Below are 14,905 nucleotides of genomic sequence, written 5' to 3'. Positions count from 1 at the left end.
GTGGCCGCTGGTTTTTATTTCGACTCCCTGACCCAAACGTAGCAAGGAACCTCTACATGAGTGCCAATCCACGCGTTGCCGAATATGCCATTCACCCACAGTTCACCGATCGCTGGTCGCCACGGGCCTTCACCGGCGAAGCCATCCCGGAAGAAACCCTGCTGAGTTTCTTTGAAGCCGCGCGCTGGGCGCCTTCGGCCTACAACTCGCAGCCTTGGCGGTTTCTCTACGCGCGCCGCGATACGCCGAACTGGGAGCGTTTCCTGGGCCTGCTGAATGAATTCAACCGCGGCTGGGCGCAACACGCCTCGGCGCTGGTGATCGTGATCTCGAAAACCACCTTCGCGGTGCCCGGCGCCACCGAAGAAACCCCGGCGTTGTGGCACACCTTCGACACCGGTTCGGCCTGGGGCCACCTGGCGCTGCAAGCGAGCATCAGCGGCTGGCACACCCACGGCATGGCCGGTTTCGACCAGGAACTGACCCGTAAAGAGCTGAACATTCCCGAAGGCTACGCGCTGCACGCGGCGGTTGCCGTGGGCAAGCTGGGGGACAAAGCGACACTGGCCGAATACCTGCAAGCCCGGGAAGAACCAAGCCCGCGTCGGCCGTTGAGCGAACTCGCGGCTGAAGGCAGCTTCACCCTCTAACCCCCGACCCCGATCGTTCCCACGCTCTGCGTGGGAATGCATCCCGTGACGCTCTGCGTCACTTCCATAAGCGGAACGCGGAGCGTCCCTGGCGGCATTCCCACGCAGAGCGTGGGAACGATCATCGTGGGTTCAATACCCGCGATTGAAATCCACTTCCCCGCGCAGCGCTTCGCCCGCCTCGTATGCCCGCAGGTTTTCGACAAACAGGTTCACCATCATTGTTGGCGAGGTGGGGGCCGAGCTGTGGCCGGTCAGGAGTAGGCCCCAGGCGGTCCAGAATGGATGGCGTTGTGGCAACGGTTCCTGACGGCAAACGTCGATCACCGCGCCCGCCAGATGCCCTTCTTTCAAGGCTTCCACCAGGTCCGCATCGACCACCGCCACACCGCGCCCGACGTTGATGAACACGCCCGTCGGTTTGAATTGCTTGAACAGCGCCGCGTCGTACAGGTCATGGGTGTTAGGCGTGTTGGGCAGCAGATTGATCACGTAATCCACTTCGCCGACCAGTCGCGGCAGGTCGGTCAGTGCGGCCACTTCCACAAACGGTGCCTGCTCCCGGGCTTCGCTGGCGATGCCGTACAGCTCCACGCCAAACGGCACGAGGAACTTCGCCACGGTCTGGCCGATGTCGCCGGTGCCGACGATCAACACTTTGCGCCCCGCCAGACTCTGGCCCTGACGACTGTCCCACTTGCGCTCGACCTGGCTGACCAACCGCGCCAGCACCTCACGTTCGTGGCCAAGCATATAGGTCAACACGTATTCAGCCATGACCTGGCCGAAAATCCCCACCGCCCGGGTCAGGCGATAGTGACGTGGCAAGCCATCGGCCAGCAGCGGCGTGATGCCGGCCCAGGTCGATTGCAGCCATTGTGGCTGGTGCCCCTGACGCAGCAGGTTCGCCAGCAAATCCGGCTGGCCGAGCCAGATCGGGCAATCAGCGGCCTGGCGCGCCAGTTCGGCGGAATCACCGCTGGTCAGCACGTCCAGCTCGGGTGCTGCCTGACGCAGCAGTTGGGCGTACACAGGGTGGTCGTGTTCAGCAATCAGAACGCGCATGGTTCAAACCTTTCAAAACAGTGCAGACGACCGCGGATGGAGTATCACTCCATCGCCGCGGCCATCATAAAAATCATTCCAGTCTTTCACACAGGTTCTGAACAGAACCTGTCTGCCGATCACATCGGGTCGTTGCGGCGCAGCAATTCTTCGGGCAAGTGTTCGATGTACTCGTCCTCGGCTGGCGGCATCTGCAAGTGGTAACCCTGCTTCTCAAGGTTTTCCAGGACCACGGTGATGTCCTCGCGGGACAACTTGCGCTCAGGGGTCAGCACCAGGTCGAAGGCGTGATGGGGCTTGCCGAACGCCGCCATCAGCGATTCCGGGACGCGCTCCAGTGCATCGCTTTTGAGCACATAGAGGTACATCTCGTTTTTCTTCAGGCTGCGGTAAATGGAGCAAATACGTTTCAAGGCTGTTCTCCGGCGGTGGCCAGGCTGTCGAGCAGCGCCTGGCCCATCAATTCGCGGCGCCAGCCACGCAGCGAATCAGGCAATTGGTAAGGACCGTTGGGGTAGCCGCTCTTGAGCAGCGCTTCCAGGGTTTTCTTGCGCAGCATCAATTCTGGCGCGATGTTCAGGCGCTCGGCTTCGGCCTGGCCGATAGCCCGCAGTTGCTTGACCAACACGGCGGCGTCCACCGGCAATGGCTCCGGCACCGCAGGCGGCCATTGATCAGGCGACACACTGGCAGAACGCTTGATCAGATCCAGCAGAAATTCGCCGTCCTGACGTACGGTACGCGGGTGCATGTCTTCGATTTTCGCCAGCGCACCGAGGTTGTCCGGTTGCGTGCGTGCCAACGGCCACAAGGAATGCTCACGGACGATGCGGTTACGCGGCAGATCCCGCGCACGGGCTTCGTGCTCACGCCAGGCGCACAGTTCACGCAACACCGCGAGTTGGGCTCGGGACAGTTTCCAGGCGAGTTTGGCTTCGCGGTAGACCTCGTACGGATCAACCTCGCGGCGCAGGTTGGCCACCAGTTCGGCGCCGTCCTCCAGCACCCAGCTGTATTTGTCTTCAGACAGTTTCGGTTGCAGGCGTACGTAGACTTCCGCCAAGTGCAGGGCATCTTCGGCGGCGTAGCTGATCTGGGTGTCGGAGAGCGGACGTTGCAGCCAGTCGGAACGGGTCTCGCCCTTGGGCAGGTCGATGCCGAGCACTTCCTGGACCAGCCGCGAGTAACCCATGGAAAAACCGAGGTTCAGGTAAGCCGCAGCCAGTTGCGTGTCGAATAGCGGCGCCGGCAGGCTGCCAGTCAGGCGCAACAGGACTTCGAGGTCTTCGCTGCACGCGTGCACGACTTTGACCACGGCCGGGTTTTCCAGCAACGCGGCCAATGGCTGCCAGTTGTCGATGGTCAGCGGATCAATCAGGTAAGCGCGTACGCCATCGCCAATCTGCAGCAGGCCTGCGATCGGATAAAAGGTGTCGACCCGCATGAATTCGGTGTCGAGGGCAACGAATGGCAGCTGCTGCCACTCGGCGCAAAACTGACCGAGGCTATCGTTGTCGCGAATCCAGTGAATATCGATGGCCACACGGCTCTCCCTTGAAGAATGGCGCGCAGTATATATCGCCCTCGGCGATTTCCGCGCATCCACTGAACAAGAGCTTTAGCGAAAAGACCTGCCAGAAGGCAAGAAATGTCTGACAAAGGGAGGTTAACCAGTCTTACGCAGCACGTAGACCCGCATCCGCGCGCAACCGGGAAAGAAGTCCTGGTGACTGAGCAGGCTGAAACCCGCCTGTCTGAACTCGGCTTCCAACAACAGTTTGCCTGGCAGCGGCTGGGGCTCGGCGCCCTCGGCAGCGGATGGCTTGCGCCTGAAGCGGCTTTGCAGGCGAACCGCGACAATCACCGTGTCCCGACTGACCCGATGGAATTCCCCCAGCATGGCCAACCGGTGGTCGGGGCTCGCGATATGTTGAAACAGTTGCATGCAAATCATGCAATCCACCGCGTTCGCCGACAAATCGAGGGTGAACGCCGAGCTCTGAAACGTCTTGATCCGCTTGAGCAACTGCTGTGGGTGATGGGTGCGGGCGTGATCAAGCATGTCCTGGGACGGATCCGAGGCCAGGATCACCCGGTTGCCGTGCTCGGCCAGTACCGGCCAGAAACGCCCGGCGCCACAGGCCACGTCCAGCAGCAACCCCGGCTCGCCGGCGACCTTGAGGGCGTTGCGCACCAATTGCTCGGCGCGCCAGAACGCCAGGCGTCCGGCCAGGCCACGGGGTTGCGGCTGCAGGCAGACGCGGGCGTGTTCCTGATCGTAGCGCCGGGCGAACTCAAGCTCGATGGCGGATGGGGGCAACGCGGACATGTTCAGGGGCTCTTGTTGGAATATCTACCGGTCGCAGGTTAGCGACCGGCCCGTGAAAAATAAGTCGAAGCACTCACTTTTTTGCCAGCACGCCATCGATGATCGGGGCGCGGCAGCCGGCGAACATATCCAGGTCGGGGTTATAGACCTTGCTGTCGACCTCCAGCAAACCAATCATCGAATGGAACAGATTGTCCTGACTCAAGGGCCTTTCGCGGCTCATTTGCAGGCAATGGGTGTCCACCGCAAACGACTTTTGATAGCTGTCGGAGAACCACGCCAGCATGGCCACGTGTTTCTGTTGTTCCGGCGCCATCATGTAAGGCGTGCCATGGAGGAACAGGTTGTACTCGCCCAGGGATTCCCCGTGATCGGACAGGTAGAGCATCGCGGTATCAACTTTGTCCTGGTTGCTGCGCAACAGATCGATCAGGGTCGACAGCACATGGTCGGTATACACCAGGGTGTTGTCGTAGCCATTGACGATGCTTTCGCGACTGCAATTGTTCAGCGCATTACTTTCGCAAACCGGGGTGAAGTGTTCGTACTCTTTGGGGTAACGCTTGAAGTATTCGGGGCCGTGGCTGCCCATCTGGTGCAATACCAGCACAGTGTCTTTATCCAGTGTGTCGATAAAGTGCTGCAAACCTTGCAGGAGAATTTCATCGCGGCATTCGCTGCTGGAGCACAACACCGGGTCCTTCAGGTTGCTGACATCATCGATGGTGACCCGATCGCAGGTGCCTTTGCAGCCCGACTGGTTATCGCGCCAGATTACGTCCAGGCCGGCACGCTTGAGCACATCCAGCAGGCCTTCTTCGTTCTTGGCCTTGCTCGCGCTGTAATCCTTGCGGCCCATGTTGGAGAACATGCACGGCACCGACACCGCCGTTTCCGTGCCGCAGGAGTGCACGTCGGTGAAGGCGATCAGGCCAGCCTCTTTACTGAGTTTGGGCGTGGTGTCGCGACCATAACCGAGGACCCCGAAGTTCTCGGCCCGGGCACTTTCACCGACCACCAGCACCGTCAGGGATTTGCGCCCATGGTTCTGCCAGCTCGGGTCTTTGCGGGCGTCTTCACCGATCTTGACGAAGGGCTGTCGCGCGGACACCACTTGCTCACGCAGATAACCGACCGAGGCGCCGATGTAGTTGCTTGGCACCACCATCAAGTGCAATTCATGGTGATTGCGAAACAGCGACGACAAGCCCTGATAGTTCACCAGTGCCACACCACCGATCACGGCAACAGACGCGACACTGACCAAGGCTTTACTTAATAAATCACGATGCCAGGCGCGATAACTGATTGGTGTTTTCCACAACAACCACGATGGCAAAACGCCCAATAAAACAATATAAGCCAACAACTTTATCGACAGTAAGTCGCGCACTTCCGTGGCATTGGTTTCGGCAAAGTTACGGAACATGCCGGCGTCAATCAGTACGCCATATTGACTCATGAAGTAAGCCACGCCGGCACTGACCATGAAGATCAACGTCAGCAGCGGCTTGAGGATGGGGCGCAACGCCAGCAGGGTCAGGACAATATTGAAGGCACCGAGCACCATCACGCCGAACGCTACGCGCATGGCGATGCCCTGGGCGTTGGTGGCGGTGATTTCGAAAAGGTGCTGCCAGAGAACCAGATTGAACCCGGCCAATAAAAAGGCGCTGGCGATCAGTGTCACCCACTCGGGGCGCACGGCTTTGAATTTCAACATGCGGATGGATTGTTCCCGAAAAGAAGTGCCGCCGGCAGATGTGAAAATTTCATTTTCCGCGGCAGCACAAACTCTAGTCAGTCAACCATCAATTTTTCGTGAAAAAGAAGCCAACGAATAGTTGGCTCCCGATATAACTGCAAAACTTTTAAATTATTTGCGAAACCGTCAGGCCTGGTTCAGGTACCAGCGCCAATCCTGCTCACCAACCTCGCCCATGAACTGCCGATATTCAGCACGCTTCACCGCCAGGTACACCCCCAGGAACTCACCGCCAAACGCATCCCGCGCCCAACTCGAATCTTCCAGCGCCTGCAACGTGGTCAGCCAGTCGGTAGGCAGCAATTCGGTGGCCTGGGCGTAACCGTTGCCCTCCACCGGCGCACCGGGATCGAGTTGTTCACGGATGCCACGGTGAATGCCGGCCAGAATCGCTGCCGCTGCCAGATACGGATTGGCGTCGGCCCCACAGATGCGGTGTTCGATATGCCGGGAGAATGCCGGCCCACCGGGAACCCGCAAACTCACGGTGCGGTTGTCCACGCCCCAGGTCGCGGCCAGCGGCGCGTAGCTGTTGGTCTGGAAGCGGCGATAGGAGTTGGCGTTCGGGCAGAACAACAGCAGCGAATCGAGCAAGGTGCTGAGCATCCCGCCCACTGCGTGCCGGAGCAGCGGCGTCCCGTCGGGCGCTTCGCTGGCAAACAGGTTGTTGCCATCCTTGTCCGCCAGGCTGACGTGCATGTGCATCCCGGTGCCCGCCAGGTCATCGAAGGGTTTGGCCATGAAACACGCCGCCATCCCGTGCTTGTGCGCCACGCCTTTGACCAGTCGTTTGTAACGCACCGCTTCGTCCATCGCCTGCAATGCATCGCTGCGGTGTTCGAGAGTGATTTCCACTTGGCCCGGGGCGTATTCGGAAATCGCCGTGCGCGCCGGAATGCCCTGGAGTTTGCAGGCGCTGTAGAGGTCGGCGAGGAACGGTTCGATCTGCTCCAGTTCACGCAAGCCGTAGACCTGCGTGGCGCGCGGCCGTCCGCCATCGACGTCCCGGGCCGGTTGGGGCCGACCGTTGCTGTCGCGCTGTTGATCCAGCAAATAGAACTCCAGTTCTGACGCCATCACCGGGTAATAGCCGTCGGCCTGCAAGCCCTCGATGACCTTCGCCAGCAAGTGGCGCGGGTCGGCAATGGTCGCCGGCAGGCCTTCGGTGGGGTGCATGCTGACTTGCACCGCCGCGGTCGGAATCAAGCGCCACGGCATGCGCTGCAAACTGCCGCTGACCGGGTAGGCACGGCAATCGATATCGCCGACCTCCCACACCAGCCCGGAGTTTTCCACGTCGTCGCCGTTGATGGTCAGGCCGAGAATGGTGCTCGGCAGCGGCCGACCGCTTTGATACACCGCCAGCAGTTCATCGCGATGCAGCAACTTGCCCCGAGGCACGCCGTTGTTGTCGAGGATGAACAATTCGAACATCTCGATATCCGGGTTCTGTTCCAGAAAAGTCAGGGCTTCTTGCTGTGTGGCGAAGGAGGTCGTGGCACAACTCATGGGAATTCTCGTTTTTCCGTGTCAGGCAAACGCGCAGGCGTCGCCGGTTTGATCCCGACGCATGGCGTGGGACCTGTAGGAACAATCAACGGGAAACGCAGGAATCCGGCGGGCGCGCGTGACGACAATGCCACAGCGCCCAGAAGGCCAGTTCGGAAGGAAGTGCAGAGAGGTTTGGCGCAGTGGCAGGCAGGAATCGACGACCGAGGCTGGATGCCGGGTGATGGAGTGCGACTGGCCAACCGTCCATAGAAGAAACCGCAGAAAACAGGTGAGCAGCAGCGTCACATGGGTGGATGCTCCGTTAAATCGGCAATTGGAGAACTTTGGTTGTGGGTTGGCTAAACATTCCAGGCACCAGAAAAGTCTGTAGGAGCAAGGCTTGCCCGCGATGGCGGTGTGTCATTCAACAATGATGCAGGCTGACAAGACGCCATCGCGGGCAAGCCTTGCTCCTACAAAATGACGGCGGTTTATTTAATTTCTCGATACCCCCCCAGACTTTCTAATTTGCCGCTGCTCACCCCCTCGCGCCTAATCAAGACCTTGTTCTTGAAGGCTTGCTTATGGAAAACGTACGCGCAACGACCCGCCCTGCCCTCTGGTTAATCGCCAGCATCATTCTCGTCGCACTGAACCTGCGCCCGTCCATGGCCGCGGTCGGCCCTTTGCTATCAGCGATTCGCGGGGATATCCCGCTGAGTTTCAGTACCGCTTCGCTGCTGACCATGCTGCCCGTCATGGCCATGGGGCTGGCGATGTTCCTGGGCATGCGCGTCGCGCAACGCTTCGGCGAACACCGCACCATTGTCTTGTCTTTGGTGATCATCGGCGTGGCCACGGTGTCGCGGTTGTACCTGGACACCACCCTTGAGCTGATCCTCAGCGCGGTATTGGCCGGGGTGGGGATCGCCCTCATCCAGGCGGTGATGCCGGCGCTGATCAAGTCGCGTTTCAGCGATAACGTCTCGCTGTTCATGGGTTTGTATGTCACCTCGATCATGGGCGGCGCGGCCATCGCGGCTTCGTTCTCGCCGTTCGTGTTGGCGCAAACCGGCAGTTGGCGCATGGGCCTGGCAATCTGGGCACTGCTGGCATTGCTGGCCCTGGGTTTCTGGTTTGCCCAACGCTCGGCCATCCCGCAATTGCCCGCCGCGCCGAAGGGTCGCCAGGAATCCTTCGCCGGTAATTCCCGGGCCTGGTTGCTGGCGATTTTCTTCGGTTTGGGCACCGCCTCCTACACCTGCGTGCTGGCCTGGCTCGCGCCGTATTACGTGGAGAAAGGCTGGAGCGAGCAGAACGCCGGTTTGCTGCTCGGGTTTCTGACGGCCATGGAAGTGATTTCCGGTTTGGTCACCCCGGCGATTGCCAACCGCAGCCAGGACAAGCGTCTGGTGCTGGCGGTGCTGTTGATGCTGATCATGGCGGGCTTCTGCGGCCTGATCCTCAGCCCCGAACGCTTCAGCCTGTTGTGGCCATGCCTGCTGGGCCTGGGGATTGGCGGTCTGTTCCCGATGAGTCTGATCGTGTCCCTCGATCACCTGGATAATCCGCGCCGTGCGGGTGGCCTGACCGCTTTCGTACAAGGCATCGGCTACCTGATCGCCGGGCTCTCGCCGCTGATTGCCGGGATGATTCGCGACCAACTGGGTAGCTTCGAATGGGCCTGGTGGTCACTCACCGCGGTGATGGCGGTGATGATCGTGATGGTGCTGCGCTTCAATCCGAAACGTTACGCGCAGCATATTCAATAATCTTCGACGGTTCTTTCAAGGCCTGCCTCCTGGCTGTTCGGCCATTTCCTTGAAAGGACCGGTTCACGTATTTAACCACTCGCCCGTGCCCGCAGGCCGGCCTATCGATCATGGCGTCTTGCAGTCAAACGCTGGGGAGCACTCATGAAACAAGTCGGTTTTGCAGCAGCTCATTGGGGCATGTTGATCTGGGCGATGCTGATCGCCGCGTCTTTTTTTGCGGCGGCGGAGGTCAGCCAGGCGATTGATCCGATCCTGTTGACCGGGCTGCGCCTGTTGTTTTCAGCCTTGATGTTCCTGCCGCTGCTGTTGTTGAAGAACCACTCGCCAATCTCGGTCAAAGGCTTGCTCGCCCATGCGGTGCTTGGGCTATTGCTGGCGACGTATTTTGGTTCGCTGTTCGAAGCGCTGCGTTACACCACGGCGGTCAACACCGCGACGCTGTACACCCTGGTGCCGCTGATGACGCTGTTCTTCGAAGTGTTCCTGCTGCCGAGCCCGAGCCTGAAGACCCGTTTGTTGCCGATGCTGATTGCGGCGGTCGGCGCGGTGCTGCTGATCCTCAAAGGCTCGGCCCCGGGCGAATTGCCGGCGCTGTACCCGGTTGTGGTGTTCGGCGTCGGTTGCCTGGCGATGGCGCTGTATTCGCCCCTGAGCCAGCGCTTCAAGGCCAAGACCTTGAAGGGCCGTGACCCGGTGGCGATGACCTTCTGGAACATGTTGTTCGGTGCATTGTTTCTGCTGGTGTTCTGCCTGTTCAGCGGCGGCTGGCGCAGCGGCGCACAACTGGCGGTGAGCGATATGTTGTGGCTGGTGTACCTGGCACTGTTTGGCACCCTCGCGACTTTCTGGCTGCTGCATCGGGCTATCGGGGTGATATCGCCTTCGACGGTGATTTCCTATGTCTACCTCAATACGTTGTTCGTCACCCTGTTCCATTGGTTCTGGCTGCGGCAACAACCGGCGTTGATTGAAGTGTGCGGGGCGGTGTTAGTGGGGGTCGGGATGTTGGCGCTGGTGATCAGCAGCCGGAATGTGAAAGCGGTTACAGCCTGAAATCCGATTAGAGTGGGAGTGGGTTTGCTCACGAAGGCGCCGTATCAGCCAACATCATTGATGAATGACACACCGCTTTCGCGAGCAAGCTCGCTCCCACAGGGGATTGGTGTTGGATGCAAATATCGAGTTCACCCTGGACCAAATGTGGGAGCGAGCTTGCTCGCGATGGCGGTGTGTCAGTTGGCATCAATGCTGGATGACAGATTGCTTTCGCGAGCAAGCTCGCTCCCACAGGGGATCGGAGTTGGCTGCAAATATCGAGTTCAACCTGGACCAAATGTGGGAGCGGGCTTGCTCGCGAAGGCGGTATGTCAGTCGAAATCAATGTGACTGACACTCCGCTTTCGCGAGCAAGCTCGCTCCCACAGGGGATCGGAGTTGGATGCAAATATCGAGTTCAGCCAGGATCAAATGTGGGAGCGAGCTTGCTCGCGATGGCGGTGTGTCAGTTGGCATCAATGTGACTGACACGACGCTTTCGCGAGCAAGCTCGCTCCCACAGGGGATTGGTGTTGGATGCAAATATCGAGTTCAGCCAGGATCAAATGTGGGAGCGAGCTTGCTCGCGATGGCGGTGTGTCAGTTGGCATCAATGCTGGATGACAGATTGCTTTCGCGAGCAAGCCTGCTCCCACAGGGGATCGGGGTTGGATGCAAATATCGAGTTCAACCTGGATCAAATGTGGGAGCGGGCTTGCTCGCGAAGGGGCCGTGTCAGTCGAAATCAATGTGACTGACACTCCGCTTTCGCGAGCAGGCTCGCTCCCACAGGGGGATCGGGGTTGGATGCAAATATCGAGTTCAACCTGGACCAAATGTGGGAGCGGGCTTGCTCGCGAAGGCGGTGGGTCAGTCAATATTAAGGTGACTGACTCGACCGCTACGCGAGCAAGCCTGCTCCCACAGGGGGATCACTGGGTAATTGGGGTCACCGGGCTCCAGCGTGTCATTTCCCGCTCGAGGAAGTTGGCCACGGCCAGCAGTCGTTCTTCTTGCCAATGCGGGCCGATGATCTGGATGCCGATCGGCATGCCGCTGACCGGGTCGTGCCCGGCGCGGATGACCACCGCCGGGGAGCCGGACAGGCTGAACGGGAATACGAAGGCATAGCGATCACGGTCCAGCAGCGACTCGCCATGGGCAAACGCGACGTCCGGGAACACCGGGCAGATGAACAGATCGTGCTGATTGAAGAACTTCGCCAGTTGATAGCGAAACGTGTCGATCATGATCCAGTCGCGCTTCATTTCATCGACGCTCAGCTCAACCTCTTCACTCAAGCGGATCAACTCCGAAGTCGCTGGCGTGTAGGTCTGTTTGTTCATCGACGCAAACAGTTTCTTCCAGCTCCGCCCGGCATCCGCGCCCGTGATAAACACCCGCCACAGTACATCGCTGGCCTCGTCGAGCATCGGCGGCGCGGTCGAGGTTACTTGCTCGACCACACTGCTCAGGCACGCCTCGACCCGTTGCAGTACGTGCTTCACTGCCGGGCTGACTTCGGTCCGCGCCGACTCCCAGGACAGTGCAACACGCAGCTCGGCCAAGGGTTTGCTATCGCTGAACGGCACGTCGACGGTGTCCGGATCGTGGCCGTCGGCGCCGCTGATCAGTTGCCCGAGCAATGCCAGGTCATCGACATAACGCCCCATCACGCCAAACGCCGAGGTCAGGTGGAACAGCCCGGAACGGTCGTTGGGAAACTGCCCGGTCAACGGCACGCGGCCCTGGGTCAGCTTGAGGCCGCAAACGCCGTTGAAATGCGCCGGAATGCGCACACTGCCGCACGCATCCGAGGCCAACCCGGCCGGCGAACAACCCGCCGCAATCGCCGCCGCTTCACCGCCACTGCTGCCACCGGCGGAACGCTGCGGGTCATGGGGGTTGAGTGTGCGGCCATACAACAGGTTGTCGGTTTCGAAGGCCATGCACAGCTCGGGAACGTTGGTGATGCCGAGGATGATCGCGCCGGCCTTACGCAGCCGGGCCACCACGGTGGCGTCCTCTTGGCTGGCGTCACCGAGCAACTCCTCCAGCCCACGGGACATGCGGAAGCCGCGCACATGGCAGACGTCCTTGATGGTCATCGGGATGCCGTGCAACGGGCCGCGAATGTTGCCGATACGCGCCATCTCATCGGCTTCACGGGCCTGCCGACGCAATTCGTCGGCGGACTCCAGTTGAATCAGCGCATTGATCTGCGGGTTACGTTCGGCAATGCGTTGCAGGTAGAAGTCCAGCAGGCTGACGCTGGTCAGCACGCCACGTCGCAGCAGGCCGGCCATTTCGCGCAGGGTCAAGGTGTCCGGATTGAACATGCTCATCAGTGCTCCGCTTTGCTGCGTAGCAGCTTGTTGGGGATGTGGTACATGTTGCGCACCACCAAGGAAAACGCCTTGACCGCCAATTTCGGCCGACGGGCGATGGCGTCCAGGGCTTCTTCGGTCATGGTCAGCACATGCCGCAACGCCTCGGGGGTGATGTTCAGCGGCGGGTAAAAACGCAGTACCGGGTGCTCGGCTTTTTCATTCATCGAATGCCCCGCATGCACGCCACGCTTGCCCAGCTCCATGCTCATCAGCGCTTCGTACACCGAGCCGCGCAAACGCAAACCGGTCATCAGGCCGACGCCAGGCACGTCCTCGACAATCTGCGGATAACGCTGGGCCAGCCGTTGCAGGCCATGGCGGAGCAAGCCGCCATTGATCCGCGACGCCTCGACCAGGTTGTTGTTTTCGATGAAATCGATCGCGGCCAGCGCCGACGCGCAACCCACCGGATGACCGCCATTGGTGCGTTGGTCCGGCTCGATTTCGCGCAGCGGAAATTGCGTGCTCAGGCGCTGGCTGTACATCGCGCAGGCGAACGAGGTGTAGCCGCCGGTCAGGCCTTTGGAGAGGATCATGATGTCCGGCACGATGTCGTCGTACTGCACGGCAAACCATTTGCCGCAGCGACCGAAACCGGTCTGGATTTCGTCGGCGATCAGCAAGGTGTCGGTGGCATCGCACAGGGCGCGGATGTTGGCCATGTAACCCACCGGCGGCACCTGCAAATGCGCGCCGCCGAGAATCGGCTCGACATACACCGCGCACACCCCCTCGCCCACCGCTTTGTGCAACGCGGCGAAATCACCGTACGGCACGTAGGTCACTTCCGAAGCGGCGGTGCCGTAACTGCGATGGTGCTGTTGCTGGCCGAGGATGCTCATCGCCGCCAGCGTCTTGCCGTGGTAGGAATCGCTCATGACCACGATCCCGCGCCGGTGCTTCTGCACCTTGAGCACATAACGCATGCTCTGTTCGATGGCTTCGGCACCGGAGACCATGTACTGCACATCGCCCCACTCACCGGGCACCAACTCGCGCAGACGCTCGGTCAATTGATCTTGCACCGGGTGCACCCGACCTTCGGGAACCCACGCCATCTGATGCAACTGGTTCTGCACCGCCTCGCGCACCATCGGATTGCGATGGCCGACGATAAACACCCCATAGCTACAGGCGCAGTCGATAAAACGCTTGCCGGTATGGTCGGTGACATAGATCCCATCGGCTTCCTGCTCGACGCTGGTCTTGCCCATGCGGTAGAGCTTGGTCGCCGAAGCACTCCAATGCCGCTGGCAATCATCCAGCAGTTGTTCATGCGGCATGGTTAAGGACATGGCTGAAAGTCTCCTTGATGATAGTGGCGGCACGCTGGATGTGTTCGGCCCGCGCGGTGACCGGGCAACGCAGAATCAATTCGCGGCCACGGGGTGGGCTGATATAGACGCCACGCTGATAAAGCTCTTCGCACAAACGGCTCGGGTTGACGTCGCCGCGCAGCGGCAGGCTGACCCACGCACCGCAGGCAACCGCGCCGAACGAGACGAGCGCTTGCGCCAGGATCTGGCCGTTGTTGAAGCACTGTTTGACCGAGCCGTGGGCCTGCACGTAATCGAGTGCCGCCATGGCGGCGATGCACGCCATCGGGTTGCCGGCGGTGGTGCTGCCATGCTTGGCCGGGCTGCTGCGCCCATAAACTTGATAGGCCATCTGCTCGCTGCAGGTGTAGGTGCCGATGGGAATCGCGCTGCCGCCCAACGCGCCGCCCAGCACCACGATGTCCGGGGTGTTGTGGTAGCGCTGGAAACCGAACAGCGTGCCCAGGCTGCCGAGGCAACTTTGCACATCGACCGCGATGACCGGCGCCGAAACCTTGGCCGCCGCCGCGTATAACGGGTCGAGCAGTGTCTGATCGATCAGGCGCAGGCGCCCGTCTTCATCGATCACGGTGCTGGTGTGGCACACCGCGAAGCAGTCGTTCCAGTCCACTTTCGCCAGGTCACGGGTATCACTGACCGCCACCAGTTCAAAGCCGAGGAAACGCTGGATTTCCAGGTAGTCTTGCGCCGCGCCGAGGCAACGTCCGTAACTCAGCGAGCCATAATCGCCGCCCTGGATATAGACGATGGTGTTGCCCTTGGGCTTGAGGCCTTTGCACAGTTTCAAGGCACCTTCGAACGCCTCATCGCCGGAGCTGCAGATATAGGAGCTGACCAGCGGCGCCGGCAGCAGCTCGGCCAAACGCTTGCAGAACGCGATCAAAGGCTCGGACATCAACACGCGATTGGACAGGCCCATGCGATCAGCCTGCTGGCTGACCGCCGCGATCACCGACGGCACCTGAAAGCCAAAACCGCCGGCCAGGTCGATGATCTGGCGACCATCGCCATCGGTGTATGTCTCGTACTGACCCGAAATGATTTGTTTATTAGAGGTTTTCATAAAGA

At 60.4% G+C, this 14,905-nt stretch carries 12 protein-coding genes; 3 read left to right on the top strand and 9 right to left on the bottom strand.

All coding sequences use genetic code 11. The features are described from left to right. The first annotated feature begins 56 nt into the window (after nucleotides 1-56). Nucleotides 57-650 carry a nitroreductase family protein gene (locus BK667_RS07620; RefSeq protein WP_123597216.1) on the top strand — a complete coding sequence of 198 codons (594 nt, stop codon included), beginning with the start codon at nucleotides 57-59 and terminating at the stop codon, nucleotides 648-650. 132 nt (nucleotides 651-782) lie between these two features. On the opposite strand, the gene BK667_RS07615 is transcribed toward BK667_RS07620, so the two are convergent. The 6 genes from BK667_RS07615 to BK667_RS07590 all read right to left on the bottom strand — a co-directional run bounded on the left by BK667_RS07615 (nucleotide 783) and on the right by BK667_RS07590 (nucleotide 7,318). Continuing rightward, the gene (locus BK667_RS07615; RefSeq protein ID WP_123507669.1) at nucleotides 783-1,715 is read right to left on the bottom strand and encodes a D-2-hydroxyacid dehydrogenase; all 933 of its coding nucleotides are present in this window, start codon (nucleotides 1,713-1,715) and stop codon (nucleotides 783-785) included. A 119-nt stretch (nucleotides 1,716-1,834) separates the two neighbouring features. After that, entirely contained in the window at nucleotides 1,835-2,128 is a 294-nt protein-coding gene (locus BK667_RS07610) for a YcgL domain-containing protein (protein ID WP_007898694.1), read from the bottom strand. Then, nucleotides 2,125-3,258, bottom strand: coding sequence for a ribonuclease D (gene rnd, locus BK667_RS07605; protein ID WP_123597215.1), 1,134 nt, complete (start codon nucleotides 3,256-3,258; stop codon nucleotides 2,125-2,127). The genes BK667_RS07610 and rnd overlap by 4 nt, the downstream gene beginning before the upstream one ends. A 123-nt stretch (nucleotides 3,259-3,381) precedes the next feature. After that, complete coding sequence (locus tag BK667_RS07600; protein ID WP_123507665.1) at nucleotides 3,382-4,044, bottom strand: class I SAM-dependent methyltransferase; 663 nt, start codon at nucleotides 4,042-4,044, stop codon at nucleotides 3,382-3,384. Between the two features lie 73 nt (nucleotides 4,045-4,117). Further along, entirely contained in the window at nucleotides 4,118-5,767 is a 1,650-nt protein-coding gene (locus tag BK667_RS07595) for a phosphoethanolamine transferase (RefSeq protein WP_123597214.1), read from the bottom strand. Nucleotides 5,768-5,935: 168 nt separating this feature from the next. Continuing rightward, nucleotides 5,936-7,318, bottom strand: coding sequence for a glutamine synthetase family protein (locus tag BK667_RS07590; protein WP_123597213.1), 1,383 nt, complete (start codon nucleotides 7,316-7,318; stop codon nucleotides 5,936-5,938). 566 nt (nucleotides 7,319-7,884) lie between these two features. Here BK667_RS07590 and BK667_RS07585 point away from each other — a divergent pair. Further along, nucleotides 7,885-9,072: a cyanate transporter gene (locus BK667_RS07585; protein ID WP_123597212.1), complete on the top strand. Its 1,188-nt coding sequence runs from the start codon at nucleotides 7,885-7,887 to the stop codon at nucleotides 9,070-9,072. Between the two features lie 144 nt (nucleotides 9,073-9,216). Continuing rightward, on the top strand, nucleotides 9,217-10,128 hold the full coding sequence (locus BK667_RS07580; protein ID WP_123507655.1) for a DMT family transporter: 912 nt from the start codon (nucleotides 9,217-9,219) through the stop codon (nucleotides 10,126-10,128). Nucleotides 10,129-11,042: 914 nt separating this feature from the next. Here BK667_RS07580 and BK667_RS07560 read toward each other — a convergent pair. The 3 genes from BK667_RS07560 to BK667_RS07550 are packed head-to-tail and all read right to left on the bottom strand — an operon-like array spanning nucleotide 11,043 to nucleotide 14,900. Beyond that, nucleotides 11,043-12,449, bottom strand: a complete 1,407-nt coding sequence (locus BK667_RS07560) for an amidase (protein ID WP_123597236.1) — start codon at nucleotides 12,447-12,449, stop codon at nucleotides 11,043-11,045. Between the two features lie 5 nt (nucleotides 12,450-12,454). After that, entirely contained in the window at nucleotides 12,455-13,795 is a 1,341-nt protein-coding gene (locus tag BK667_RS07555; RefSeq protein WP_123597211.1) for an aspartate aminotransferase family protein, read from the bottom strand. Continuing rightward, the gene (locus BK667_RS07550; protein ID WP_123597235.1) at nucleotides 13,773-14,900 is read right to left on the bottom strand and encodes an aminotransferase class III-fold pyridoxal phosphate-dependent enzyme; all 1,128 of its coding nucleotides are present in this window, start codon (nucleotides 14,898-14,900) and stop codon (nucleotides 13,773-13,775) included. Before BK667_RS07550 ends, BK667_RS07555 begins: the two co-directional genes overlap by 23 nt. Between the last annotated feature and the right edge of the window lie 5 nt (nucleotides 14,901-14,905).

It is taken from the genome of Pseudomonas frederiksbergensis, from assembly GCF_003732705.1.
Taxonomy (GTDB): domain Bacteria; phylum Pseudomonadota; class Gammaproteobacteria; order Pseudomonadales; family Pseudomonadaceae; genus Aquipseudomonas; species Aquipseudomonas frederiksbergensis_F.
The sequence above is the reverse complement of the archived record's forward strand: the minus strand, read 5'-3'. Positions and strand labels throughout refer to the sequence as shown.

Bases quoted from the DNA above. Each gene is read 5' to 3' on its own strand.
- BK667_RS07555 (WP_123597211.1), bottom strand. From the start codon at position 13,795: ATGTCCTTAACCATGCCGCATGAACAACTGCTGGATGATTGCCAGCGG.
- BK667_RS07585 (WP_123597212.1), top strand. From the start codon at position 7,885: ATGGAAAACGTACGCGCAACGACCCGCCCTGCCCTCTGGTTAATCGCC.
- BK667_RS07620 (WP_123597216.1), top strand. From the start codon at position 57: ATGAGTGCCAATCCACGCGTTGCCGAATATGCCATTCACCCACAGTTC.
- BK667_RS07590 (WP_123597213.1), bottom strand. From the start codon at position 7,318: ATGAGTTGTGCCACGACCTCCTTCGCCACACAGCAAGAAGCCCTGACT.
- BK667_RS07580 (WP_123507655.1), top strand. From the start codon at position 9,217: ATGAAACAAGTCGGTTTTGCAGCAGCTCATTGGGGCATGTTGATCTGG.
- BK667_RS07615 (WP_123507669.1), bottom strand. From the start codon at position 1,715: ATGCGCGTTCTGATTGCTGAACACGACCACCCTGTGTACGCCCAACTG.
- BK667_RS07550 (WP_123597235.1), bottom strand. From the start codon at position 14,900: ATGAAAACCTCTAATAAACAAATCATTTCGGGTCAGTACGAGACATAC.
- BK667_RS07560 (WP_123597236.1), bottom strand. From the start codon at position 12,449: ATGTTCAATCCGGACACCTTGACCCTGCGCGAAATGGCCGGCCTGCTG.
- BK667_RS07595 (WP_123597214.1), bottom strand. From the start codon at position 5,767: ATGTTGAAATTCAAAGCCGTGCGCCCCGAGTGGGTGACACTGATCGCC.
- BK667_RS07600 (WP_123507665.1), bottom strand. From the start codon at position 4,044: ATGTCCGCGTTGCCCCCATCCGCCATCGAGCTTGAGTTCGCCCGGCGC.